We start from the raw sequence: 22,016 nt of genomic DNA, 5'->3' as shown, positions 1-22,016 counted from the left end.
TAAAATGGCATGAATACTAAATAGTGTAACTTTTATAACAACGTAAAAATAACGGATAAAATATACTCAAGAAATGAAAGTTTATAAATCTTTTGAAAATTAATTCCCAAGTATTTGAATAATAGATATTAATTCATACCTTTGCAGCCCTCAAAAGTGAGGGTTAATAAAATTTTATATAGAAATATATGCCAACAATTTCACAATTAGTACGAAAAGGAAGAGCCAAAATAACCAAGAAGAGTAAATCGGCTGCTTTAGATTCGTGTCCTCAGAGACGTGGTGTATGTACTCGTGTTTATACAACGACACCTAAAAAACCAAACTCAGCAATGCGTAAGGTGGCAAGGGTTCGTTTAACAAACGGAAACGAAGTAAATGCATACATCGGTGGAGAAGGTCACAATTTACAAGAGCACTCGATAGTATTGGTTAGAGGTGGAAGGGTAAAAGATTTACCAGGAGTTAGATATCACATCGTTCGTGGTGCTTTAGATACAGCAGGTGTATCTGGAAGAACACAACGTAGATCTAAGTATGGTGCAAAACGCCCTAAGAAGTAATTTAAAACTTTAAGAAGAAGACATGAGAAAAAGAGCAGCAAAAAAGAGACCGCTTTTACCAGACCCAAGATTTAATGATCAGTTAGTGACACGTTTTGTTAACATGATGATGTGGGACGGTAAGAAGTCTGTAGCTTTTAAAGTATTCTATGATGCAATTGATATTGTTGAGGAGAAAAAAAATGATGACGAAAAAACAGCTTTAGAGATTTGGAAAGAAGCTCTATCTAACGTAATGCCTCACGTCGAAGTACGTAGTCGTCGTGTTGGTGGTGCTACATTTCAAATACCGATGCAGATTCGTCCAGATCGTAAGGTTTCAACTGCGATGAAATGGTTAATAGGCTATTCTCGTAAAAGAAACGAAAAATCTATGGCGCAACGTTTAGCTTCGGAAATTTTATCTGCAGCTAAAGAAGAAGGAGCTGCTGTTAAGAAAAGAGTAGATACGCATAAAATGGCAGAAGCAAATAAAGCATTCTCACACTTTAGATTTTAAGAAATGGCAAGAGATTTAAAATTCACAAGAAACATTGGTATTGCAGCACATATAGATGCTGGTAAAACAACAACTACAGAGCGTATCCTATATTACACTGGGGTTTCTCATAAAATTGGAGAAGTTCACGATGGTGCGGCAACAATGGACTGGATGGAGCAAGAGCAAGAAAGAGGTATTACAATTACTTCTGCTGCTACTACTTGTACTTGGAAGTTTCCGTTAGAAAACGCAAAACCAACACCTCAAACTAAGGATTATCACTTTAATATTATTGATACTCCTGGCCACGTTGACTTTACCGTAGAGGTAAACCGTTCATTACGTGTTTTAGATGGTTTAGTATTTTTATTTAGTGCAGTTGATGGTGTTGAGCCACAATCTGAAACTAATTGGAGACTTGCAGATAATTATAAAGTTCCTCGTATTGGTTTTGTTAATAAAATGGATCGTCAAGGGTCTAATTTCTTAGCAGTTTGCCAGCAGGTAAAAGATATGTTAAAGTCTAATGCAGTGCCAATTGTGTTAAATATTGGTGACGAAGCAGACTTTAAAGGTATTATTGATTTAGTAAAAAACCGTGCTATTGTATGGCACGATGAAACTCAGGGGTCTACGTTTGACGTAATTGATATTCCTGAAGATATGAAAGAAGAAGCTCGTAAGTACCGTGCGCTTTTAATTGAAGAAGTAGCAACTTACGATGAAAATCTTTTAGAAAAATTCATGGAAGATGAGGATTCTATTACAGAAGATGAAGTGCACGCTGCGCTTAGAGCTGCTGTAATGGACATGGCTATTATTCCAATGATTTGTGGTTCTGCGTTTAAAAACAAAGGGGTTCAGTTCTTGTTAGATGCTGTATGTCGTTATTTACCTTCTCCAACTGATAAGGAGGGTATTGTAGGTACTAATCCAAATACAGATGAAGAAGAATTGCGTAAGCCAGATGTTAAAGAACCATTTGCGGCCTTAGCATTTAAAATTGCTACAGATCCTTTTGTTGGTCGTTTAGCATTCTTTAGAGCATACTCTGGTCGTCTAGATGCAGGTTCTTATATTTTGAATAATCGTTCTGGTAAAAAAGAACGTATATCTAGGATATATCAAATGCACTCAAATAAGCAAAATGCTATTGATTTTATCGAAGCAGGTGATATTGGAGCAGCAGTAGGATTTAAAGATATTAAGACTGGTGATACCATGTCTGATGAAAAACATCCTATAGTTTTAGAGTCTATGGACTTCCCTGATCCGGTAATTGGTATCGCAGTTGAGCCTAAGACTAAAGCAGATGTTGATAAGTTAGGTATGGCTTTAGCTAAACTAGCCGAAGAAGATCCAACATTTACAGCAAGAACTGATGAGGCTTCAGGACAGACTATTATTTCTGGAATGGGTGAGCTTCACTTAGATATTATTGTTGATCGTCTTAAGCGTGAGTTTAAGGTTGAAGTAAATCAAGGTCAACCTCAAGTTGAGTACAAAGAAGCGATTACTAAAAGAGCAGAGCACAGAGAAGTTTATAAGAAACAATCTGGTGGTCGTGGTAAATTTGCTGATATTGTCTTTACATTAGAACCAGCTGAAGAAGGAAAAGTTGGTTTAGAGTTTGTTTCTGAAATTAAGGGTGGTAACGTTCCTAAAGAATTTATCCCTTCAATAGAAAAAGGTTTTAAAATGGCAATGGTTAATGGACCTTTAGCAGGTTATGAAGTAGATGCTATGAAAGTAACTCTAACTGATGGTTCTTATCATGATGTGGATTCAGATCAATTATCATTCGAATTAGCGGCAAAATTAGGATTTAAAAATTCAGCTAAAGCTGCTAAAGCTGTAATTATGGAGCCAATTATGAAATTGGAAGTTATCACACCAGAAGAAAACATGGGTGATATTGTAGGTGACTTAAATAGAAGAAGAGGACAAGTAAGTGAAATGGGAGATAGAGCTGGTGCAAAAACTGTAAAAGCAACTGTTCCGTTATCTGAAATGTTTGGATATGTAACTACTTTAAGAACGTTATCTTCTGGTAGAGCAACTTCAACTATGGAATTTTCACACTATGCTGAAACACCTTCTAATATATCAGAAGAAGTAATTAAAGCTGCTAAAGGCGTTGAATCGTAAATCTTAAGAAAATGAGTCAGAAAATCAGAATAAAATTAAAATCTTACGATCACAATTTAGTAGACAAGTCTGCTGATAAGATTGTAAAAACAGTAAAGAGTACAGGTGCGGTTGTAACAGGACCTATTCCGTTACCAACTCACAAGAAAATTTTCACTGTGTTACGTTCACCTCACGTAAATAAGAAGTCTAGAGAACAATTTCAATTAAGCTCTTACAAGAGGTTATTAGATATATACTCTTCATCTTCTAAAACAATTGATGCTTTAATGAAGCTTGAATTACCAAGTGGAGTAGAGGTTGAAATTAAAGTGTAATTGCACAGTAACATGTCCTAAGCTGCGGGCGAAGGAAAAACGGTAAAAAATACAATTCAAGGCTGAAACGTATTTTTCAGCCTTGAATTTTGAATAACAAATAGTAATAATTAATAAATAATAAATATGTCTGGGTTAATTGGAAAAAAAATCGGTATGACCAGCATTTTCGATGAAAATGGAAAGAACATTCCATGTACAGTAATCGAAGCTGGACCATGTATCGTTACCCAAGTCAGAACTGAAGAAGTGGATGGTTATTCAGCCCTTCAATTAGGTTTCGATGACGCGACAGAAAAAAGCGCTACTAAAGCAGACTTAGGTCATGCTAAAAAAGCGGGTACTTCTGTAAAACGCAAAGTTGTTGAATTCAAAGGTTTTGATTCGGAGTACAAATTAGGAGATGCAATCACAGTAGAACAATTTACTGAAGGAGAGTTTGTTGATATTTCAGGAACTTCAAAAGGTAAAGGTTTTCAAGGTGTGGTAAAACGTCACGGATTTGGTGGTGTGGGTCAAGCAACGCATGGTCAACATAACCGTTTAAGAGCTCCTGGTTCTATTGGTGCAGCTTCTTATCCTGCGAGAGTATTCAAAGGAATGAAAATGGCCGGAAGAATGGGTGGTGAAACAGTAAAAGTTCAAAATTTAAGAGTTTACAAAGTAGTTGCTGAAAAGAACTTACTTGTTGTAAAAGGATGTGTTCCTGGTCACAAGAATTCTTATGTAATCATTGAGAAGTAATGAAGGTAGCAGTTTTAGATATAAACGGAAAAGATACGGGAAGAAAAGCAGAGCTTTCTACAGACGTATTCGCTATAGAGCCTAATAATCATGCTGTCTATTTAGATGTTAAGCAATACTTAGCAAATCAAAGACAAGGAACGCATAAGGCTAAAGAAAGAGCAGAGATTGCTGGTAGTACACGTAAGATTAAAAAACAAAAAGGAACAGGTACAGCACGTGCTGGTTCTATTAAGTCTGGTGTATTTAAAGGTGGTGGACGTATGTTTGGTCCTAGACCAAGAAACTATGGCTTTAAACTAAATAAAAGTTTAAAGCGATTAGCACGTAAATCAGCATTGAGTATTAAAGCAAATGACAATTCAATTTTAGTTATGGAAGACTTCAATTTTGAAGCTCCAAAAACTAAAAACTTTGTCAATGTTTTAAAGGCATTAGAGGTTGAAAACAAAAAATCTCTTATTGTGTTGGGTGGGTCAAATAATAATGTATATTTGTCATCACGTAATTTTAAAGGTTCAGAAGTGGTAACTGCTTCAGAATTAAGCACTTATAAAATAATGAATGCTAATAAAGTTATTCTTATTGAAAGTGCATTAGAAGGAATTGAATCGAATTTAAGTAAATAGAACAGATGAGTATCTTAATAAAACCTATAATCACAGAAAAAGCAACTATGCAAAGCGAGTTGTTAAATGCTTATGCATTTGAAGTGAATACTAAGGCGAACAAGGTAGAAATCAAAAAAGCGGTAGAGGCTGCTTATGGAGTTTCTGTAGAAAAGGTTCGTACAATAAATGTCCGTCCAGATAGAAGAACACGTCATACAAAGACTGGTATTCAACATGGTAAAACAAATGCTGTAAAAAAGGCAATTGTACAACTGGCGGAAGGTGAAGTAATAGATTTATACACTAACATGTAATTTATATATTAATGTCAGTAAGAAAATTAAAACCGATCACATCAGCTCAGCGATTTAGAGTAGTAAATGGATTTGACGCCATAACTACTGATAAGCCGGAGAAAAGCTTGCTTGCTCCGAAAAAAAGATCTGGTGGTAGAAACAGTCAAGGAAAGATGACCATGCGCCAATTAGGTGGAGGTCACAAGAAACGTTATCGTATTATTGATTTTAAACGTAACAAGGCAGGAATTCCTGCTGAAGTTAAGTCAATTGAATATGATCCAAACAGAACAGCATTTATTGCTTTACTTAATTACCAAGATGGTGAGAAACGTTATGTTATTGCTCAAAATGGTTTACAAGTAGGACAAAATATTGTGTCTGGTGAGACAGGTATTGCTCCAGAAATTGGAAACGCAATGCCATTAAGTGAAATACCTTTAGGTACAATTATTTCATGTATTGAATTACGTCCTGGTCAAGGAGCTGTTATGGCTCGTAGTGCTGGAGCATTTGCTCAGCTAATGGCAAGAGGTGATAAGTTTGCTACAGTAAAATTACCATCTGGTGAAACTAGAATGATTTTAGTTACTTGTATGGCTACAATAGGAGTTGTTTCTAACTCTGATCATCAATTATTAGTATCTGGAAAAGCAGGTAGAAGTAGATGGTTAGGTAGACGTCCAAGAGTAAGACCAGTTGTAATGAATCCAGTTGATCACCCAATGGGTGGTGGTGAAGGTAAATCTTCAGGTGGACATCCAAGAAATAGAAACGGTGTTCCTGCTAAAGGATTTAGAACACGTTCTAAGACGAAGGCGAGTAATAAGTATATTGTAGAACGTAGAAAGAAATAATTAAGATAGTATGGCACGTTCATTAAAAAAAGGACCTTATATCCACTATAAATTAGAGAAAAAAGTTGCAGATAATGTAGCTTCAAACAAAAAGACGGTAATTAAAACTTGGTCTAGGGCATCAATGATTTCACCAGATTTCGTTGGTCAGACTATAGCAGTTCATAATGGTCGTCAATTTGTTCCAGTATATGTTACTGAAAATATGGTAGGTCATAAATTAGGAGAATTTTCACCAACAAGATCTTTTAGAGGTCATGCAGGTGCTAAGAATAAAGGTAAAAAATAAGAATCATGGGAAGTCGTAAAAAACAAATGGCGGAAGCTATTAAGGCTGAAAAAAAGCAGGTTGCTTTTGCTAAGCTAAATAACTGTCCTACATCACCAAGAAAAATGCGTTTAGTAGCGGATTTAGTAAGAGGTGAAAAGGCAGAGAAAGCTCTTCAGATTCTTAGATTTAGCCAAAAAGAAGCCTCTCGTCGTTTAGAAAAACTTGTAATGTCTGCAATTGCAAACTGGCAAGCTAAAAATGAAGATGCAGATGTGGAAGAAGCTAATCTTTTTATTAAAGAGATAAGAGTAGATGGAGGAGCTATGCTTAAGCGTTTAAGACCAGCACCTCAAGGTAGAGCACATAGAATTAGAAAAAGATCTAACCATGTAACTGTGGTTGTAGATGCATTAAATAAAACACAAAGCTAAGATAGAGATATGGGACAAAAGACAAATCCAATCGGAAATCGCTTAGGAATTATCAGAGGATGGGAGTCTAACTGGTACGGAGGAAACGATTATGGTGACAAACTTGCCGAAGACGATAAGATTAGAAAATACGTTCACGCGCGTTTATCTAAAGCTAGTGTAAGTAGAGTAATTATTGAGCGTACGCTTAAACTTGTAACCGTTACTATCACTACTGCTAGACCTGGTATTATTATTGGAAAAGGTGGGCAAGAGGTAGATAAGTTAAAAGAAGAGCTTAAGAAGATTACTGGTAAAGAGGTTCAATTGAACATCTTTGAAATTAAAAGACCTGAACTAGATGCATACTTAGTAGCGGCAAGTGTTGCGCGTCAAATAGAAAGTAGAATTTCTTACAGACGTGCTATTAAGATGGCTATTGCAGCTGCTATGCGTATGAATGCAGAAGGGATTAAAATTCAGATTAGTGGTCGTTTAAATGGTGCTGAAATGGCACGTTCTGAGCACTATAAAGAAGGACGTATTCCTTTATCTACATTTAGAGCAGATATTGATTATGCTCTTGTAGAAGCACATACTACTTATGGTAGATTGGGCATCAAAGTTTGGATAATGAAAGGCGAAGTATATGGTAAAAGGGAACTTTCTCCATTAGTTGGATTATCTAAACAAAAAGGTAAAGGTGGACGCGGTGGAAACAAGAACCAATCTCGTCGTAGAAAGTAATTTTTTAAAGAAAAGAAAAAATGTTACAGCCTAAAAGAACAAAATTTCGTAAGCAGCAAAAAGGGCGCATGAAGGGTAATGCAGGAAGAGGTCATTTATTATCAAATGGTACTTTCGGTATTAAGTCTCTAGAGTCAACTTTTATCACTGCACGTCAAATAGAAGCAGCACGTATTGCAGCAACTCGTTACATGAAGAGAGAAGGGTCATTGTGGATTAAAATATTTCCAGACAAGCCTATTACAAAAAAGCCTCTTGAAGTACGTATGGGTAAAGGTAAAGGTGGTGTTGAATATTGGGCAGCAGTTGTTAAACCAGGACGTATATTATTTGAAATAAGTGGTGTGCCATTAGACATAGCTCAAGAAGCTTTACGTTTAGCAGCACAGAAACTTCCGGTAAAAACTAAGTTTATCATAGCTAGAGATTACGAAGCTTAATAAAAAAATATTATGAAGCAATCAGAAATTAAACAGCTTTCAACAGCTGAGTTACAAGAGAAACTTAGTGAGACTAAAAAGAGTTATACAGACCTAAAAATGGCTCATACTATTTCTCCTTTAGACAATCCTATTCAGTTACGTGTCGCTCGTCGTGCATTAGCTAGAATGGCAACTGAATTAACTAAAAGAGACGTACAATAATTGTATTCTGCTGAAAGATGGAAAAAAGAAACTTAAGAAAAGAACGTATAGGGATCGTAACTAGTAACAAAATGGAGAAATCTATTGTTGTTTCAGAGGTTAAAAAAGTAAAACACCCTATGTATGGAAAATTCGTGTTAAAAACAAAGAAATATGTTGCACACGATGAGACAAATGACTGCAACGAAGGTGATACTGTAAAGATCATGGAAACAAGACCTTTAAGTAAATCTAAATGTTGGAGATTAGTAGAAATAATTGAAAGAGCGAAGTAATTATGGTACAACAAGAATCAAGATTAAAAGTAGCTGATAATACTGGTGCAAAGGAAGTTTTAACGATCCGTGTACTAGGAGGAACTAAAAGAAGATACGCTTCTGTAGGTGATAAAATTGTAGTATCGGTAAAAGATGCAACACCTAACGGAAACATCAAAAAAGGTGCTGTTTCAACAGCAGTTGTTGTACGTACTTCTAAAGAAGTAAGACGTCCAGATGGATCTTATATTAGATTTGATGACAATGCATGTGTACTTTTAAACCCTCAAGGGGAAATGAGAGGAACTCGTGTTTTTGGTCCTGTAGCTAGAGAACTTCGTGATAAACAATTCATGAAAATTGTATCATTGGCACCAGAAGTGCTTTAATTGATAAATAAAATGACAAAGCTTAAAATAAAATCAGGAGATACGGTAAAGGTAGTTGCTGGAGACCATAAAGGTTCTGAAGGTAAAGTGCTTAAAGTATTAATAGATAAGAACAAAGCCATTGTAGAAGGTGTTAACATGGTTAAAAAACATACTAAACCAAGTGCACAAAACCCTCAAGGTGGCATCGTAGAGAAGGAAGCATCAATTCATATTTCTAATTTAGCATTGTTAACTTCAAAAGGAGAAGTAACAAGAGTTGGTTATAGAATGGATGGTGATAATAAAGTGAGATTTTCTAAGAAATCTAATGAAGTAATTTAATTATGGCTTACGTTGCAAGATTAAAACAAGAGTATCAGGACAAAATTGTTTCTGCTCTTACAGAAGAATTTGGATATAAAAATGTAATGCAAGTACCAAAACTAACTAAGATAGTTATATCTAAAGGTGTTGGTGCCGCTGTTGCTGATAAGAAATTAATTGATCACGCGGTAGAAGAACTTACAAAAATATCCGGACAGAAAGCTATACAAACTATGTCTAAAAAGGATGTTGCTTCTTTTAAGTTACGTAAAGGAATGCCTATTGGCGCTAAAGTAACATTAAGAGGTGAGCAAATGTACGAATTTTTAGATCGTTTAGTAACTTCAGCTTTACCTAGAGTTAGAGATTTCAGCGGAATTAAGGCTAATGGTTTTGATGGTCGTGGAAATTATAACTTAGGTATTACAGAACAAATCATTTTTCCAGAAATTGATATTGATAAAATCAATAAAATTTCAGGAATGGATATTACATTTGTGACTTCTGCTGAAACAGACAAAGAAGCGAAGTCTTTATTAACAGAACTAGGATTACCATTTAAAAAGAATTAAGTATGGCTAAAGAATCAATGAAAGCTCGTGAGGTGAAGCGTGCAAAGACTGTAGCTAAATATGCTGAGAAGAGAAAGGCTTTAAAAGAGGCAGGAGATTATGAAGCATTACAAAAGTTACCAAAAAACGCATCACCAATACGCATGCACAACCGTTGTAAACTTACAGGAAGACCAAAAGGTTATATGAGACAATTTGGGATCTCTCGTGTAATGTTTAGAGAAATGGCTAATAAAGGGTTAATTCCTGGTGTAAAGAAAGCAAGTTGGTAAAATTTACGAAGCGAATAAGCTTCAGTACAATTATCAATATAATTATTGTATAATCGGAATTTAGGTTCGAGAATTTCGAAAACCATTTTCCAAAATTTAAAACTATGTACACAGATCCAATAGCGGATTATTTAACGCGAGTTAGAAATGCTGTGAAAGCTAACCACAGAGTGGTAGAAATTCCTGCATCTAACTTAAAAAAGGAAATAACTAAAATATTATTCGATCAAGGATATATTTTAAGTTATAAATTTGACGATTCAACAGTACAAGGTACTATCAAAATTGCTTTGAAGTACAGTAAGGAGACTAAAGAGTCAGTCATTAAAAAAATTCAAAGAATCAGTAAACCAGGTTTACGTAAATATGCTGGTGCTAACGAAATGCCAAGAATCTTAAACGGTTTAGGTATTGCAATTGTTTCTACGTCTCACGGTGTGATGACTGGTAAGCAAGCGCAAAGAGAAAATGTTGGTGGCGAAGTATTATGTTACGTTTACTAAAAACAGGAAATTATGTCAAGAATAGGTAAAAGCCCAATCACAGTTCCTGAAGGTGTAACTGTAGAAATTAAAGATAATGTAATTACAGCAAAAGGTAAGTTAGGAGAATTAACTCAACCTTACTCTGATGTTGATATTACTATAGAAGACGGTACAATTACTTTAACTCGTTCTTCGGAGAGAAAAGATCAGAGAGCAAAACATGGTCTATATAGAGCGTTAATTGCTAATATGATAGAAGGCGTGTCTAAAGGATGGACTAAAGAGTTAGAATTAGTTGGTGTAGGTTATAGAGCGTCTAATCAAGGACAGAAATTAGATTTAGCCATAGGATTTTCTCATAATATTGTTATGGACATTGCACCAGAAGTGAAAGTTGAGACAATTTCTGAAAAAGGTAAAAATCCAATAGTAAAATTAACTTCTTTTGATAAACAATTAGTTGGTCAAGTTGCTGCTAAGATTCGTGGCTTCAGAAAACCAGAACCTTACAAAGGAAAAGGTATTAAGTTTGTTGGTGAAGAAATTAGAAGAAAAGCAGGTAAATCAGCGTAATAATTAAGTTATGGCATTGACAAAGAACGAAAGAAGATTAAGAATTAAAAACAGAATACGTAAAGTAGTATCTGGTACTGAAACAAAACCAAGATTAGCTGTTTTTAGAAGTAATAAAGAAATTTATGCTCAAGTTGTAGATGACGTTTCTGGTAAAACTTTAGCTGCTGCGTCCTCAAGAGATAAAGATATAGCTAAAGCTAAGGGAAACAAAACAGAAATAGCAACTTTAGTTGGTAAGTCTATTGGAGAAAAAGCTTTGAAAGCTGGTATTGAAACTATTTCTTTTGATAGAGGTGGTTACTTATATCATGGAAGAGTAAAATCATTAGCAGAAGGTGCTAGAGAAGCAGGACTTAAATTTTAAGACATTATGTATCAAAAATATAAAAACGCAGAGCTTGTTAAACCAGGCGGATTAGATTTAAAGGACCGTTTAGTTGGTGTACAGCGTGTAACTAAAGTAACAAAAGGTGGTAGAGCATTTGGTTTTTCTGCAATTGTTGTTGTAGGTGACGAAACAAATGTTGTAGGGCATGGTTTAGGTAAATCAAAAGATGTTGCTACCGCAATTGCAAAAGCTGTAGAAGATGCTAAGAAAAACTTAGTAAGAATACCAATTATAAAAGGTACTTTACCACATGAACAAAAAGGTAAATATGGTGGGGCAAGAGTAAACATAATACCAGCTGCACCAGGTACAGGAGTTATAGCTGGTGGTGCAGTGAGAGTTGTACTTGAAGCTGTTGGAGTCCATGACGTGTTATCTAAGTCTCAAGGGTCTTCAAATCCTCATAACGTAGTAAAGGCAACTTTTGATGCTTTATTACAATTAAGAGATGCTAAGTCTGTAGCTAAAGAACGTGGTATTTCACTTGAAAAAGTATTTAACGGATAATCGATAGTATAAGATGGCAAAGATTAAGGTAAAGAAAGTAAAAAGTGCAATCAATCGTACTAAAAGACAAAAGTTAACATTATTAGCTTTAGGTTTAAAAAAGATTGGTCAAGTAGTAGAGCACGATGCCACACCAAATATTCTTGGTATGGTTAAGAAAGTTGAACACTTAGTTTCTGTAGAGGAAGCTTAATAATATAACTTAACAATGGATTTAAGTAATTTAAAACCTGCAGAAGGTTCAGTAAAAAGTCAAGGAAAACGTATTGGACGTGGACAAGGTTCTGGAAAAGGTGGTACGGCTACACGTGGTCACAAGGGAGCAAAATCTCGTTCAGGTTATTCTAAGAAATTAGGATTTGAAGGTGGTCAAATGCCATTACAAAGACGTGTGCCTAAATTTGGTTTTACTAACATTAATAGAGTAGAGTATCAAGGTATAAACCTAGATACGTTACAAAAGTTAGTGGATGAAAAGAAGATTAAAGATAGTGTTGACTTTGAGTCTTTAGTATCTATGGGATTAGCTGGGAAAAATGAACTAGTTAAAATTTTAGGTAGAGGAGAGTTAAAAACTAAATTAACAGTAACTGCTCATAAATTTACTGCTACTGCAAAAGCTGCAATTGAAGCAGCTGGTGGTGAAGCTGTAACTTTATAAGATTTATAGGATGAAAATAATAGAAACATTAAAAAACGTTTGGAAAATCACAGAACTTAAGGATAGAATTATTCTAACCTTAGGTTTACTTTTGGTTTATCGTTTTGGTGCTCAGGTTGTATTACCTGGTATTAATGTCGATGCTTTAGGTGGTTTACAAGATGGAACTACAGGTGGTCTTTTAGGATTACTAAATGCCTTTACAGGAGGTGCTTTTGCAAATGCTTCTGTATTTGCTTTAGGTATTATGCCTTACATATCGGCTTCAATTGTAGTTCAGTTAATGGGTATTGCGATTCCTTATTTACAAAAGCTTCAAAAAGAAGGAGCTAGCGGTCAGAAAAAAATTACTCAAATAACGAGATGGTTAACCATTGGTATTTGTTTGGTACAGGCGCCTGGTTATTTAGCTAGTATTCCTGGATTATCTGGTGCTTCTTCAATGAGTTCTTTGTTAGTATCAGGGTTTAGTGAGAGTATTTTTTATTTCTCTTCTGTAATTATTTTAGTAACAGGTTGTGTATTTGCAATGTGGTTAGGTGAAAAAATTACAGATAAGGGAATTGGTAATGGTATTTCATTATTAATTATGGTTGGTATTATTGCAACATTGCCTGCATCATTTATACAAAATGCAGCTTCTAGATTAGAAGGTGGTAATGGTGGATTTATGATGATATTAATAGAACTAGTAATATGGTTCTTAATAATCCTAGCATCTATATTTTTAGTAATGGCTGTAAGAAAGATTGCGGTTCAGTACGCTAGAAGAACTGCTTCTGGTGGTTACGAAAAAAATGTTTTTGGTTCTAGGCAATTTTTACCACTAAAATTAAATGCTTCAGGTGTAATGCCTATTATCTTTGCACAAGCTATTATGTTTGTACCAGGTTTAATTGGTAGTTCTTCTTGGTTAAAAGATACAACTGCTGGTGTATGGATGCAAGCTAATTTTGCAGATATGTTTGGTTTTTGGTATAACTTAATGTTTGCTTTATTAATCATTATATTCACATACTTTTATACAGCAATTACTGTACCTACAAATAAAATGGCAGATGATTTAAAACGTAGCGGAGGATTTATTCCAGGTATACGTCCTGGATCAGAAACGTCAGAATATTTAGATAAAATTATGTCTCAAATTACTTTACCTGGCTCTATATTCTTAGCATTAGTGGCAATTTTTCCTGCTATAGTTATGAATTTAATGAAGGTACAAGCAGGTTGGGCATTATTTTTTGGTGGTACATCTCTATTAATTATGGTAGGTGTGGCAATAGATACTATGCAACAGATTAATTCTTATTTATTAAATAAGCATTATGATGGTTTAATGAAGACTGGTAAAAACAGAAAAGCGGTTGCGCAATAAGATATTATTATGGCAAAACAAGCAGCAATAGAACAAGACGGAACAATTATTGAGGCATTATCTAATGCTATGTTTCGCGTAGAATTAGAAAATGGTCATATAGTGACTGCACATATCTCTGGTAAGATGCGTATGCATTACATTAAGTTGTTACCAGGTGATAAGGTGAAATTAGAAATGAGTCCTTACGATTTAACTAAGGCTCGAATAACTTATAGATACTAATACGATGAAAGTTAGAGCATCAGTAAAGAAAAGAAGCGCAGATTGTAAATTAGTGCGCAGAAAAGGTAGACTTTACGTCATTAACAAAAAGAATCCTAGATTCAAACAAAGACAAGGGTAATTATGGCAAGAATTGCAGGTGTAGACATACCAAAACAGAAAAGAGGAGTTATCTCTTTAACTTATATCTACGGAGTAGGTAGAAGTAGAGCGAAAGATATTTTAGCAATGGCTAAAGTAGACGAAAGCACTAAAGTACAAGACTGGACTGATGACGAAATTGGAGCAATCCGTGACGCCGTTGGGACATTCACAATTGAAGGTGAATTACGTTCTGAGACTCAAATGAACATTAAGCGATTAATGGATATTGGATGTTATAGAGGTATTCGTCATAGAGTTGGACTTCCGTTAAGAGGTCAACGTACTAAGAATAATTCTCGTACTAGAAAAGGTAGAAGAAAAACGGTTGCTAATAAAAAGAAAGTAACTAAATAATAAAATAGTCTTTGGTCTTTAGACGTTGGAAAGAATCTGTTTGAAATTTTAAGGTTTAGGATTCTAGCGACTATATACTAAAACTAAAAACTAAAAGTAAACATGGCAAAGTCAAGTACTAAAAAACGTAAAGTAATTGTAGATGCAATTGGTGAAGCACATATAACAGCTTCATTTAATAACATTATTATTTCTTTAACAAATAAAAAGGGTGACGTTATTTCTTGGTCATCAGCAGGTAAAATGGGATTCAGAGGTTCTAAAAAGAACACGCCATACGCTGCACAATTAGCTGCAGAAGATGCTGCAGGTGTAGCAAAAGAAGCTGGATTAAAGAAAGTTAAGGCGTATGTCAAAGGTCCTGGTAATGGTAGAGAATCTGCTATTAGATCTATACACAACGCAGGTATCGAAGTTTCAGAAATTATTGATGTAACTCCAATGCCACATAATGGTTGTCGTCCTCCAAAAAGACGTAGAGTTTAATCTGAAATATATTCAGTACCCTAACTTTAATAAGTTAGATATATACTCAAAACTATAAGTAAACTAATATCATTCATAAAAAATGTATTGATATTAGTTTATTTTGCATAAATTTGCAAACCGAAAAAATTAACACAAGTATCAATCGAGAGGTTAACGGTTACAGAAGGATAAGATTAAGACCTTAATTCTTTAATCACTCTCAAAACAAATTAGAAATGGCAAGATATACTGGTCCTAAAACTAAAATCGCTCGTAAATTTGGACAAGCGATTTTCGGAGATGATAAAGCCTTCGAAAAAAGAAATTACCCTCCAGGGCAACACGGAAACAACCGTCGTCGTGGTAAAAAATCTGAATATGCTATCCAATTAATGGAAAAGCAAAAAGCTAAATATACTTATGGTATATTAGAAAAGCAATTCAGAAACATGTTTAAAAGAGCAACGGCATCTAAAGGAATTACTGGTGAAGTTTTACTTCAGTTATGTGAGTCTCGTTTAGATAATGTAGTTTATAGAATGGGTATTGCTCCAACTAGAAGTGGTGCAAGACAATTAGTATCTCACAGACACATTACTGTAAATGGTGAAAAGGTTAATATTCCTTCTTACCAATTAAAAGCGGGTGATGTTGTAGGTGTTAGAGAAAAATCTAAATCTTTAGAAGCTATTCAGAATTCATTAGCTAACTCAAGTAATGTTTTTGAATGGATTACATGGAATACGGGTTCTATGGAAGGAACATATGTTGCTGTACCAGCAAGAGTTCAAATTCCAGAACAAATCAACGAACAATTTATCGTTGAACTTTACTCTAAATAATAATTAATCATATTGGTATTTGGCCAAAGGATTTATTTGACTTCTTCAAACTTATAAATCGCGCAACCAAGTCACAATTAAAACGAAGAAAAAATGGCAATATTAAATTTTCAAAAACCTGATAAAGTAATCATGATTGATTCTACTGATTTCGAAGGTAAATTCGAATTCAGACCATTAGAACCAGGATACGGATTAACAGTAGGTAATGCTCTTAGAAGAGTATTATTATCATCTTTAGAAGGTTTTGCAATTACTTCAGTAAGAATAGAAGGTGTAGATCATGAGTTTTCTACCATTTCTGGCGTAGTAGAGGATGTTACTGAAATGATTTTGAACTTAAAGCAAGTAAACTTTAAGCGTCAAATTGATGAAATTGATAATGAAGCAGTTACGATTTCTATTTCAGGGCAAAATCAAATTACAGCGGGTGATTTCCAAAAATTTATTTCAGGCTTCCAAGTATTAAATACAGATTTAGTAATTTGTAACTTAGATCCTAAAGTAAATATCAATATGGAATTGACTATTGAAAAAGGAAGAGGATACGTACCTGCAGAAGAGAATAAGAAGGCTTCTGCTCCAATCGGAACTATCTTTACAGATTCAATTTTCACACCAATTAAAAATGTGAAGTACGCTATTGAAAATTACCGTGTTGAACAAAAAACAGATTATGAAAAATTAGTTTTTGAAATTCAAACTGACGGTTCAATAAATCCAAAAGATGCTTTAACTGAAGCAGCAAAAATATTAATTCACCACTTTATGTTATTCTCTGATGAGCGAATCACTTTAGAGGCTGATGAAATAGCACAGACTGAAACTTATGATGAAGAATCACTTCACATGAGACAATTATTGAAAACTAAATTAGTAGATATGGATCTTTCTGTACGTGCATTAAACTGTTTAAAAGCTGCAGAAGTTGATACCTTAGGAGACTTAGTATCATTTAATAAAAATGATTTAATGAAATTCAGAAACTTTGGTAAGAAGTCTTTAACTGAGCTAGAAGAATTAGTAAATGTTAAAGGATTAAATTTCGGAATGGATTTAGCAAAATATAAATTAGACAAAGACTAATATTAATTAATACAAATCATATTTTGCTCCTCACAATGAGTTTAGTAGCAAGATGATAAAACAAAGGACATGAGACACGGAAAAAAATTCAATCACTTAGGTAGACAAACAGCACACAGAAAAGCAATGTTAGCCAATATGGCTTGTTCTTTGATTGAGCACAAGCGTATTAATACAACGGTAGCAAAAGCAAAGGCTTTAAAACAGTTTGTAGAGCCAATGATTACAAAATCTAAGACAGATACTACACACAACAGACGTATTGTAATGTCAAGACTTAGACAAAAAGAAGCTGTTTCTGAATTATTCAGAGAGGTAGCTTCAAAAATTGGCGATCGTCCAGGTGGATATACACGTATAATAAAATTAGGAAACAGATTAGGTGATAACGCTGATATGGCAATGATAGAATTAGTTGATTACAACGAAATCTACAACGCTGGTAAAGCACCTAAGAAAACAACACGTAGAAGTAGAAGAGGAGGTAACAAATCTACTACAACGCCACCAGTGGAAGCAAAAGCTTCTAACGAGGAAGAATAATAAAATGCTAGTAAAAGTGAATGTAAAGTTTAAACTCTATAGAGAAAAAAATTTCACAATGACTTTTTCATTATTTAAATCTCGATTATCGGGTGTTAATAAGCATTAATAAATATAAAGGATAGACTGTTTTAGTTTATCCTTTTTTTTTGGATTTTTGCAAAGCAATTTCAAGATTTGGGCGTTACCCAATTAGTTTTTAATAAAACTTATTCGGTCGCGCTTTCACTACTCGCTCTCTGCGAGGAGCTTAAACAAATCGTTCAATCGCTAATGCAAAAGGAATTTGACAGTACATCAATAACAACAGAATATAATTTTTGAGTTAATAGCAACAAACGATTCAACATAACAACGATGAAATATAAACAAAGAAAAAAAGCCCTTATTCTTCTAGCAGACGGAACAATTTTCCATGGTAAATCCATAGGTAAAGAAGGTTCTGCTTTTGGTGAAGTTTGTTTTAATACCGGAACAACAGGTTATCAAGAAATTTTTACAGACCCTTCATATTATGGGCAACTTATGGTAACTACCAATGCACATATTGGAAATTATGGAACCAAGGAAGACGAAGTTGAATCCGATGATATTAAAATTGCAGGTTTAATATGTAAAAACTTCAGTTTTAATTATTCAAGACCTGCAGGAGACTCATCTCTTGAAGATTTTTTTGAAAAGCATAATAAATTAGCCATAGCTGATGTAGATACAAGAGCATTAGTAAGCTATATTAGAGATAATGGAGCAATGAATGCTGTAATTACTACAGAAATTGATAAGCTTGAATCACTTAAACAACAATTAGCCGAATTACCTTCAATGAAAGGATTAGAATTAGCCTCTAAAGTGTCTACTAAAGAACCATATTTTGTTGGTGATGAAAAGGCAACTTATAAAATTGCAGCTTTAGATATAGGAATAAAAAAGAATATTCTTAGAAACTTAGTAAAACGTGATGCTTATGTAAAGGTATTTCCGTACAATGCTAAATTTGAAGAATTAGAAGCATTTAATCCTGATGGTTATTTTCTTTCAAATGGTCCAGGAGATCCAGAACCATTAGTGGATGCACAACTTTTAGCAAAAGAAGTAATAGCTAAAAACAAGCCGTTATTTGGGATATGTTTAGGTCACCAAATAATAGCTTTAGCTAATGGTATTTCTACATATAAAATGCACAATGGTCATAGAGGTATCAATCACCCAGTAAAAAATTTAATTACAGGGAAAGGAGAAATAACATCACAAAATCATGGTTTTGCTATTAATAGAGAAGAAACAGAGGCCAATAAAAATGTTGAAATAACACATGTTCATCTCAATGATAATACGGTTGCAGGTATTAAAGTAAAGGGCAAAAATTGTTTTTCAGTTCAGTATCACCCAGAAGCTAGTCCTGGTCCAAATGATTCGTTATATCTTTTTGATCAATTTATAGAGAACATCAAAAATAATAAATAATAAAAACGCAATAAAAGAGATCTTTTATTGCGTTTTTTTAGTTTCGAAAACAATATCGTAAATATTAATAGGAAATATGATTTTTGTTAGGTTTTACGGGGTATATTTTTGTAAATTTGATAAGAAATCAACATTAAAAATAATATAAAAATGAGCATTATAATCAATGTACACGCAAGACAAATATTAGACTCTAGAGGTAATCCAACCGTAGAAGTTGATGTCACTACAGAGAACGGTGTTATGGGAAGGGCGGCAGTACCTTCGGGAGCATCTACAGGAGAGCACGAAGCTGTAGAATTAAGAGATGGTGGAGATACCTATATGGGTAAAGGTGTTTTAAAAGCTGTAGAAAATGTAAACTCAACAATTGCTCAAGAGTTATTAGGTGTTTCTGTTTTTGAACAAAATGCTATAGATCAAATGATGATAGATTTAGATGGTACACCAAATAAATCTAAATTAGGTGCTAACGCAATTTTAGGTGTTTCTTTAGCTGTAGCTAAAGCTGCTGCTAATGAATTAGGTATGCCATTATATAGATACGTTGGAGGCGTTTCTGCAAATACACTTCCATTACCAATGATGAATATCATTAATGGAGGATCTCATAGTGATGCGCCAATTGCGTTTCAAGAGTTTATGATTATGCCAGTAAAGGCCAAAGATTTTACTCATGCTATGCAAATGGGTACTGAGATTTTCCATAATCTTAAAAAAGTATTACACGATAGAGATTTAAGCACTGCAGTTGGTGATGAAGGTGGTTTTGCACCTAATTTACCAGGTGGTACAGAAGATGCTTTAGATACTATTAAAACGGCTGTAGAAAAAGCAGGTTATAATTTTGGAGAGGATGTAATGATTGCATTAGATTGTGCTTCTGCCGAATTTTATAAGGATGGAAAGTACGATTACACCCTTTTTGAAGGTGATAAAGGTGTTGTAAGGACTAGTGCAGAACAGGCTAAATACCTAGCAGAATTAACAGTAAAGTACCCTATTATTTCTATTGAAGATGGTATGGATGAAAATGATTGGGATGGATGGAAAGATCTTACTCAACAAATTGGAGATAAGGTACAGTTAGTAGGAGATGATTTATATGTGACTAACGTAGAACGTTTATCTCGAGGTATTGAAAATGGAATTGCAAATTCTATTTTAATTAAAGTAAATCAAATAGGTACTTTAACCGAAACTATAGCAGCAGTCAACATGGCACACAATGCTGGTTATACATCTGTGATGTCTCACAGATCTGGCGAAACAGAAGATAATACTATTGCAGATTTAGCAGTGGCATTAAACTGTGGGCAAATAAAAACTGGTTCTGCATCGCGTAGTGATCGTATGGCTAAATACAATCAGTTATTACGTATAGAAGAAGAATTAGGAGATGTAGCTTATTTTCCTGGAGCAAATGCTTTTAAAGTGAAGTAAAAATTATTAATTAACAAAAAAACCTGTAAACTTAATTTACAGGTTTTTTTATGTTTTGATTTAAGGAAATTTATTATGTTAAATTTTACAGATAAGACAAATAATTAAGCAATAATTTTTTAACAAAGAATAAAACTTTTTTAAAACTTAATTGAATTGTTAAAACGATTAAAATTCTACTTTCGAAATCGTTTGATATTTTGTAGATTTACCACTCTAATAATATATAAAAATCCGAAAAATAAATATGTCAGATAAAGCTACATTAGAAATTAATGGTGAAAAGTATGATTTTCCATTAATTGTAGGTACAGAAAACGAAGTTGCAATTGATGTTAAAAGTTTAAGAAGCGCTACAGGTGGTGTTATTACATTAGATCCTGGTTACAAAAACACCGGAAGTTGTGAGAGTGCTATTACATTTTTAGATGGAGAAAAAGGTGTTTTGAGATATAGAGGTTACTCTATAGAAGAACTTGCAGAGAAAGCGGATTTTTTAGAAGTTGTTTATTTGTTAATTTTTGGCGACTTACCAAACCAAAAAGAGTTAGATAAGTTCCATGCAGATATTAAAAGTCATTCAGTAGTTGATGATGATTTAAAAAAGATTTTAGATGCTTTTCCTAAGTCTGCACATCCTATGGGTGTATTATCATCTTTAACGAGTGCTCTTACAGCCTTTTATCCGGCTTCTGTAGATGTAAGTTCAGAAGTTGCTATGTATAATTCAATTGTTACAATTTTAGGTAAATTTCCAGTAATTGTTGCATGGACTATGCGCAAAAAGCAAGGTCTACCATTAGAATATGGTGATGATAAATTAGGGTATGTAGAGAATATATTAAAAATGATGTTTAAGAGTCCAAATAGTGACTATGAACAAAATCCTATATTAGTAAATGCTTTAGACAAATTACTAATATTACATGCAGATCACGAGCAAAATTGTTCAACATCTACTGTAAGAATTACAGGATCTTCTCATGCAGGACTTTTTGTATCACTTGCTTCTGGTATCTCTGCACTTTGGGGACCATTACATGGAGGTGCAAACCAAGCTGTATTAGAAATGTTAGAAGCCATTAGAGAAGATGGTGGAGACACTAAAAAGTATATGGCTAAGGCAAAGGATAAAACAGATCCTTTCCGTTTAATGGGCTTTGGTCATAGAGTTTACAAAAACTTTGATCCTAGAGCTAAAATTATTAAAGTAGCAGCAGATGAAGTATTGTCTGATTTAGGAATAGAAGACCCAATATTAGATATTGCTAAAGGTTTAGAAAAAGAAGCTTTAGAAGACAAATATTTTGTAGATAGAAAATTATATCCAAACGTTGATTTCTATTCTGGTATTATATATAGAGCAATGGGAATACCAGTAGAAATGTTTACAGTAATGTTTGCGCTAGGACGTTTACCAGGTTGGATTGCACAATGGAAAGAGATGCGTACGAGACAAGAACCAATTGGTCGTCCAAGACAACTTTATATAGGTGAAACATATAGACCATTTAAGTCAATTGATAAAAGATAATTTATCATTATAAATGTTTAAAAGCTTCATATTTAT

Annotated in this window: 35 protein-coding genes; all 35 read left to right on the top strand. The window is 34.0% G+C overall.

Features of this window, described 5'->3' with window-relative positions; translation table 11 throughout:
• Positions 1–188 precede the first annotated feature (188 nt).
• The 35 genes from rpsL to GN138_RS13690 all read left to right on the top strand — a co-directional run bounded on the left by rpsL (position 189) and on the right by GN138_RS13690 (position 21,980).
• Entirely contained in the window at positions 189–563 is a 375-nt protein-coding gene (gene rpsL, locus GN138_RS13860; RefSeq protein ID WP_019386263.1) for a 30S ribosomal protein S12, read from the top strand.
• 22 nt (positions 564–585) lie between these two features.
• On the top strand, positions 586–1,062 hold the full coding sequence (rpsG, locus tag GN138_RS13855; RefSeq protein WP_157364600.1) for a 30S ribosomal protein S7: 477 nt from the start codon (positions 586–588) through the stop codon (positions 1,060–1,062).
• Positions 1,063–1,065: 3 nt separating this feature from the next.
• Complete coding sequence (fusA, locus tag GN138_RS13850; RefSeq protein WP_157364599.1) at positions 1,066–3,192, top strand: elongation factor G; 2,127 nt, start codon at positions 1,066–1,068, stop codon at positions 3,190–3,192.
• An 11-nt stretch (positions 3,193–3,203) separates the two neighbouring features.
• The gene (rpsJ, locus tag GN138_RS13845) at positions 3,204–3,509 is read left to right on the top strand and encodes a 30S ribosomal protein S10 (protein WP_007650482.1); all 306 of its coding nucleotides are present in this window, start codon (positions 3,204–3,206) and stop codon (positions 3,507–3,509) included.
• Between the two features lie 126 nt (positions 3,510–3,635).
• Positions 3,636–4,253: a 50S ribosomal protein L3 gene (gene rplC, locus GN138_RS13840; RefSeq protein ID WP_157364598.1), complete on the top strand. Its 618-nt coding sequence runs from the start codon at positions 3,636–3,638 to the stop codon at positions 4,251–4,253.
• On the top strand, positions 4,253–4,882 hold the full coding sequence (gene rplD, locus GN138_RS13835; protein WP_157364597.1) for a 50S ribosomal protein L4: 630 nt from the start codon (positions 4,253–4,255) through the stop codon (positions 4,880–4,882). The genes rplC and rplD overlap by 1 nt, the downstream gene beginning before the upstream one ends.
• A gap of 5 nt (positions 4,883–4,887) precedes the next feature.
• Positions 4,888–5,178 carry a 50S ribosomal protein L23 gene (rplW, locus tag GN138_RS13830; protein WP_157364596.1) on the top strand — a complete coding sequence of 97 codons (291 nt, stop codon included), beginning with the start codon at positions 4,888–4,890 and terminating at the stop codon, positions 5,176–5,178.
• Between the two features lie 11 nt (positions 5,179–5,189).
• Positions 5,190–6,017, top strand: coding sequence for a 50S ribosomal protein L2 (rplB, locus tag GN138_RS13825; protein ID WP_157364595.1), 828 nt, complete (start codon positions 5,190–5,192; stop codon positions 6,015–6,017).
• 10 nt (positions 6,018–6,027) lie between these two features.
• The gene (gene rpsS / locus GN138_RS13820) at positions 6,028–6,306 is read left to right on the top strand and encodes a 30S ribosomal protein S19 (RefSeq protein WP_157364594.1); all 279 of its coding nucleotides are present in this window, start codon (positions 6,028–6,030) and stop codon (positions 6,304–6,306) included.
• Positions 6,307–6,311: 5 nt separating this feature from the next.
• Positions 6,312–6,719, top strand: a complete 408-nt coding sequence (gene rplV / locus GN138_RS13815; RefSeq protein ID WP_157364593.1) for a 50S ribosomal protein L22 — start codon at positions 6,312–6,314, stop codon at positions 6,717–6,719.
• A 9-nt stretch (positions 6,720–6,728) separates the two neighbouring features.
• Positions 6,729–7,445 carry a 30S ribosomal protein S3 gene (rpsC, locus tag GN138_RS13810; RefSeq protein ID WP_157364592.1) on the top strand — a complete coding sequence of 239 codons (717 nt, stop codon included), beginning with the start codon at positions 6,729–6,731 and terminating at the stop codon, positions 7,443–7,445.
• Positions 7,446–7,465: 20 nt separating this feature from the next.
• On the top strand, positions 7,466–7,885 hold the full coding sequence (gene rplP, locus GN138_RS13805) for a 50S ribosomal protein L16 (RefSeq protein ID WP_157364591.1): 420 nt from the start codon (positions 7,466–7,468) through the stop codon (positions 7,883–7,885).
• Between the two features lie 12 nt (positions 7,886–7,897).
• Positions 7,898–8,089, top strand: coding sequence for a 50S ribosomal protein L29 (rpmC, locus tag GN138_RS13800; protein WP_157364590.1), 192 nt, complete (start codon positions 7,898–7,900; stop codon positions 8,087–8,089).
• Between the two features lie 17 nt (positions 8,090–8,106).
• A complete protein-coding gene (gene rpsQ, locus GN138_RS13795) occupies positions 8,107–8,364 on the top strand; it encodes a 30S ribosomal protein S17 (protein ID WP_040756784.1) in 258 nt (85 codons plus the stop codon).
• Positions 8,365–8,366: 2 nt separating this feature from the next.
• On the top strand, positions 8,367–8,735 hold the full coding sequence (gene rplN / locus GN138_RS13790; protein WP_157364589.1) for a 50S ribosomal protein L14: 369 nt from the start codon (positions 8,367–8,369) through the stop codon (positions 8,733–8,735).
• Between the two features lie 12 nt (positions 8,736–8,747).
• Positions 8,748–9,059: a 50S ribosomal protein L24 gene (rplX, locus tag GN138_RS13785; RefSeq protein ID WP_157364588.1), complete on the top strand. Its 312-nt coding sequence runs from the start codon at positions 8,748–8,750 to the stop codon at positions 9,057–9,059.
• Between the two features lie 2 nt (positions 9,060–9,061).
• Complete coding sequence (rplE, locus tag GN138_RS13780; protein WP_157364587.1) at positions 9,062–9,613, top strand: 50S ribosomal protein L5; 552 nt, start codon at positions 9,062–9,064, stop codon at positions 9,611–9,613.
• A 2-nt stretch (positions 9,614–9,615) separates the two neighbouring features.
• Positions 9,616–9,885: a 30S ribosomal protein S14 gene (gene rpsN / locus GN138_RS13775; RefSeq protein ID WP_076620346.1), complete on the top strand. Its 270-nt coding sequence runs from the start codon at positions 9,616–9,618 to the stop codon at positions 9,883–9,885.
• A gap of 104 nt (positions 9,886–9,989) precedes the next feature.
• Positions 9,990–10,388, top strand: a complete 399-nt coding sequence (gene rpsH / locus GN138_RS13770; RefSeq protein ID WP_157364586.1) for a 30S ribosomal protein S8 — start codon at positions 9,990–9,992, stop codon at positions 10,386–10,388.
• Between the two features lie 12 nt (positions 10,389–10,400).
• Positions 10,401–10,943 carry a 50S ribosomal protein L6 gene (gene rplF / locus GN138_RS13765; RefSeq protein WP_157364585.1) on the top strand — a complete coding sequence of 181 codons (543 nt, stop codon included), beginning with the start codon at positions 10,401–10,403 and terminating at the stop codon, positions 10,941–10,943.
• Positions 10,944–10,953: 10 nt separating this feature from the next.
• Positions 10,954–11,310: a 50S ribosomal protein L18 gene (gene rplR / locus GN138_RS13760; protein WP_157364584.1), complete on the top strand. Its 357-nt coding sequence runs from the start codon at positions 10,954–10,956 to the stop codon at positions 11,308–11,310.
• Between the two features lie 6 nt (positions 11,311–11,316).
• Complete coding sequence (gene rpsE, locus GN138_RS13755; RefSeq protein WP_157364583.1) at positions 11,317–11,841, top strand: 30S ribosomal protein S5; 525 nt, start codon at positions 11,317–11,319, stop codon at positions 11,839–11,841.
• Positions 11,842–11,854: 13 nt separating this feature from the next.
• A complete protein-coding gene (rpmD, locus tag GN138_RS13750) occupies positions 11,855–12,034 on the top strand; it encodes a 50S ribosomal protein L30 (protein WP_008269164.1) in 180 nt (59 codons plus the stop codon).
• A 15-nt stretch (positions 12,035–12,049) separates the two neighbouring features.
• Positions 12,050–12,502 (top strand): 50S ribosomal protein L15, encoded by a 453-nt coding sequence (rplO, locus tag GN138_RS13745; RefSeq protein WP_157364582.1) that lies wholly within the window; start codon positions 12,050–12,052, stop codon positions 12,500–12,502.
• Between the two features lie 10 nt (positions 12,503–12,512).
• On the top strand, positions 12,513–13,877 hold the full coding sequence (secY, locus tag GN138_RS13740; RefSeq protein ID WP_157364581.1) for a preprotein translocase subunit SecY: 1,365 nt from the start codon (positions 12,513–12,515) through the stop codon (positions 13,875–13,877).
• A 9-nt stretch (positions 13,878–13,886) separates the two neighbouring features.
• Positions 13,887–14,102, top strand: a complete 216-nt coding sequence (infA, locus tag GN138_RS13735; RefSeq protein ID WP_007094967.1) for a translation initiation factor IF-1 — start codon at positions 13,887–13,889, stop codon at positions 14,100–14,102.
• A gap of 4 nt (positions 14,103–14,106) precedes the next feature.
• Positions 14,107–14,223 (top strand): type B 50S ribosomal protein L36, encoded by a 117-nt coding sequence (gene ykgO / locus GN138_RS13730; protein ID WP_008269159.1) that lies wholly within the window; start codon positions 14,107–14,109, stop codon positions 14,221–14,223.
• 2 nt (positions 14,224–14,225) lie between these two features.
• Positions 14,226–14,600, top strand: coding sequence for a 30S ribosomal protein S13 (rpsM, locus tag GN138_RS13725; protein ID WP_157364580.1), 375 nt, complete (start codon positions 14,226–14,228; stop codon positions 14,598–14,600).
• Positions 14,601–14,702: 102 nt separating this feature from the next.
• The gene (gene rpsK / locus GN138_RS13720; RefSeq protein WP_115818536.1) at positions 14,703–15,086 is read left to right on the top strand and encodes a 30S ribosomal protein S11; all 384 of its coding nucleotides are present in this window, start codon (positions 14,703–14,705) and stop codon (positions 15,084–15,086) included.
• Positions 15,087–15,304: 218 nt separating this feature from the next.
• Positions 15,305–15,910, top strand: a complete 606-nt coding sequence (gene rpsD / locus GN138_RS13715) for a 30S ribosomal protein S4 (RefSeq protein WP_157364579.1) — start codon at positions 15,305–15,307, stop codon at positions 15,908–15,910.
• 93 nt (positions 15,911–16,003) lie between these two features.
• Positions 16,004–16,996 carry a DNA-directed RNA polymerase subunit alpha gene (locus tag GN138_RS13710; RefSeq protein ID WP_157364578.1) on the top strand — a complete coding sequence of 331 codons (993 nt, stop codon included), beginning with the start codon at positions 16,004–16,006 and terminating at the stop codon, positions 16,994–16,996.
• 69 nt (positions 16,997–17,065) lie between these two features.
• Complete coding sequence (gene rplQ / locus GN138_RS13705; RefSeq protein ID WP_157364577.1) at positions 17,066–17,539, top strand: 50S ribosomal protein L17; 474 nt, start codon at positions 17,066–17,068, stop codon at positions 17,537–17,539.
• Between the two features lie 357 nt (positions 17,540–17,896).
• Positions 17,897–19,003 (top strand): glutamine-hydrolyzing carbamoyl-phosphate synthase small subunit, encoded by a 1,107-nt coding sequence (carA, locus tag GN138_RS13700; RefSeq protein ID WP_157364576.1) that lies wholly within the window; start codon positions 17,897–17,899, stop codon positions 19,001–19,003.
• 150 nt (positions 19,004–19,153) lie between these two features.
• Positions 19,154–20,446: a phosphopyruvate hydratase gene (eno, locus tag GN138_RS13695; protein WP_157364575.1), complete on the top strand. Its 1,293-nt coding sequence runs from the start codon at positions 19,154–19,156 to the stop codon at positions 20,444–20,446.
• Positions 20,447–20,693: 247 nt separating this feature from the next.
• Positions 20,694–21,980: a citrate synthase gene (locus GN138_RS13690; RefSeq protein WP_157364574.1), complete on the top strand. Its 1,287-nt coding sequence runs from the start codon at positions 20,694–20,696 to the stop codon at positions 21,978–21,980.
• Positions 21,981–22,016: the final 36 nt, after the last annotated feature.

The organism is Winogradskyella endarachnes, from assembly GCF_009741275.1.
GTDB lineage: Bacteria > Bacteroidota > Bacteroidia > Flavobacteriales > Flavobacteriaceae > Winogradskyella > Winogradskyella endarachnes.
The sequence above is the reverse complement of the archived record's forward strand: the minus strand, read 5'-3'. Positions and strand labels throughout refer to the sequence as shown.

Bases quoted from the DNA above. Each gene is read 5' to 3' on its own strand.
- rpsJ (WP_007650482.1), top strand. From the start codon at position 3,204: ATGAGTCAGAAAATCAGAATAAAATTAAAATCTTACGATCACAATTTA.
- GN138_RS13710 (WP_157364578.1), top strand. From the start codon at position 16,004: ATGGCAATATTAAATTTTCAAAAACCTGATAAAGTAATCATGATTGAT.
- rplP (WP_157364591.1), top strand. From the start codon at position 7,466: ATGTTACAGCCTAAAAGAACAAAATTTCGTAAGCAGCAAAAAGGGCGC.
- rplO (WP_157364582.1), top strand. From the start codon at position 12,050: ATGGATTTAAGTAATTTAAAACCTGCAGAAGGTTCAGTAAAAAGTCAA.
- rplF (WP_157364585.1), top strand. From the start codon at position 10,401: ATGTCAAGAATAGGTAAAAGCCCAATCACAGTTCCTGAAGGTGTAACT.
- secY (WP_157364581.1), top strand. From the start codon at position 12,513: ATGAAAATAATAGAAACATTAAAAAACGTTTGGAAAATCACAGAACTT.
- eno (WP_157364575.1), top strand. From the start codon at position 19,154: ATGAGCATTATAATCAATGTACACGCAAGACAAATATTAGACTCTAGA.
- rplW (WP_157364596.1), top strand. From the start codon at position 4,888: ATGAGTATCTTAATAAAACCTATAATCACAGAAAAAGCAACTATGCAA.
- rpmD (WP_008269164.1), top strand. From the start codon at position 11,855: ATGGCAAAGATTAAGGTAAAGAAAGTAAAAAGTGCAATCAATCGTACT.
- rpsD (WP_157364579.1), top strand. From the start codon at position 15,305: ATGGCAAGATATACTGGTCCTAAAACTAAAATCGCTCGTAAATTTGGA.
- rpsK (WP_115818536.1), top strand. From the start codon at position 14,703: ATGGCAAAGTCAAGTACTAAAAAACGTAAAGTAATTGTAGATGCAATT.
- rplR (WP_157364584.1), top strand. From the start codon at position 10,954: ATGGCATTGACAAAGAACGAAAGAAGATTAAGAATTAAAAACAGAATA.
- rplN (WP_157364589.1), top strand. From the start codon at position 8,367: ATGGTACAACAAGAATCAAGATTAAAAGTAGCTGATAATACTGGTGCA.
- rpsQ (WP_040756784.1), top strand. From the start codon at position 8,107: ATGGAAAAAAGAAACTTAAGAAAAGAACGTATAGGGATCGTAACTAGT.
- rpsM (WP_157364580.1), top strand. From the start codon at position 14,226: ATGGCAAGAATTGCAGGTGTAGACATACCAAAACAGAAAAGAGGAGTT.
- rpsN (WP_076620346.1), top strand. From the start codon at position 9,616: ATGGCTAAAGAATCAATGAAAGCTCGTGAGGTGAAGCGTGCAAAGACT.
- rpsE (WP_157364583.1), top strand. From the start codon at position 11,317: ATGTATCAAAAATATAAAAACGCAGAGCTTGTTAAACCAGGCGGATTA.
- rplV (WP_157364593.1), top strand. From the start codon at position 6,312: ATGGGAAGTCGTAAAAAACAAATGGCGGAAGCTATTAAGGCTGAAAAA.
- rpsL (WP_019386263.1), top strand. From the start codon at position 189: ATGCCAACAATTTCACAATTAGTACGAAAAGGAAGAGCCAAAATAACC.
- rpmC (WP_157364590.1), top strand. From the start codon at position 7,898: ATGAAGCAATCAGAAATTAAACAGCTTTCAACAGCTGAGTTACAAGAG.
- GN138_RS13690 (WP_157364574.1), top strand. From the start codon at position 20,694: ATGTCAGATAAAGCTACATTAGAAATTAATGGTGAAAAGTATGATTTT.
- rpsC (WP_157364592.1), top strand. From the start codon at position 6,729: ATGGGACAAAAGACAAATCCAATCGGAAATCGCTTAGGAATTATCAGA.
- fusA (WP_157364599.1), top strand. From the start codon at position 1,066: ATGGCAAGAGATTTAAAATTCACAAGAAACATTGGTATTGCAGCACAT.
- infA (WP_007094967.1), top strand. From the start codon at position 13,887: ATGGCAAAACAAGCAGCAATAGAACAAGACGGAACAATTATTGAGGCA.
- rplE (WP_157364587.1), top strand. From the start codon at position 9,062: ATGGCTTACGTTGCAAGATTAAAACAAGAGTATCAGGACAAAATTGTT.
- rplQ (WP_157364577.1), top strand. From the start codon at position 17,066: ATGAGACACGGAAAAAAATTCAATCACTTAGGTAGACAAACAGCACAC.
- rpsG (WP_157364600.1), top strand. From the start codon at position 586: ATGAGAAAAAGAGCAGCAAAAAAGAGACCGCTTTTACCAGACCCAAGA.
- rplD (WP_157364597.1), top strand. From the start codon at position 4,253: ATGAAGGTAGCAGTTTTAGATATAAACGGAAAAGATACGGGAAGAAAA.
- carA (WP_157364576.1), top strand. From the start codon at position 17,897: ATGAAATATAAACAAAGAAAAAAAGCCCTTATTCTTCTAGCAGACGGA.
- rplC (WP_157364598.1), top strand. From the start codon at position 3,636: ATGTCTGGGTTAATTGGAAAAAAAATCGGTATGACCAGCATTTTCGAT.
- rplX (WP_157364588.1), top strand. From the start codon at position 8,748: ATGACAAAGCTTAAAATAAAATCAGGAGATACGGTAAAGGTAGTTGCT.
- rpsH (WP_157364586.1), top strand. From the start codon at position 9,990: ATGTACACAGATCCAATAGCGGATTATTTAACGCGAGTTAGAAATGCT.
- rplB (WP_157364595.1), top strand. From the start codon at position 5,190: ATGTCAGTAAGAAAATTAAAACCGATCACATCAGCTCAGCGATTTAGA.
- ykgO (WP_008269159.1), top strand. From the start codon at position 14,107: ATGAAAGTTAGAGCATCAGTAAAGAAAAGAAGCGCAGATTGTAAATTA.
- rpsS (WP_157364594.1), top strand. From the start codon at position 6,028: ATGGCACGTTCATTAAAAAAAGGACCTTATATCCACTATAAATTAGAG.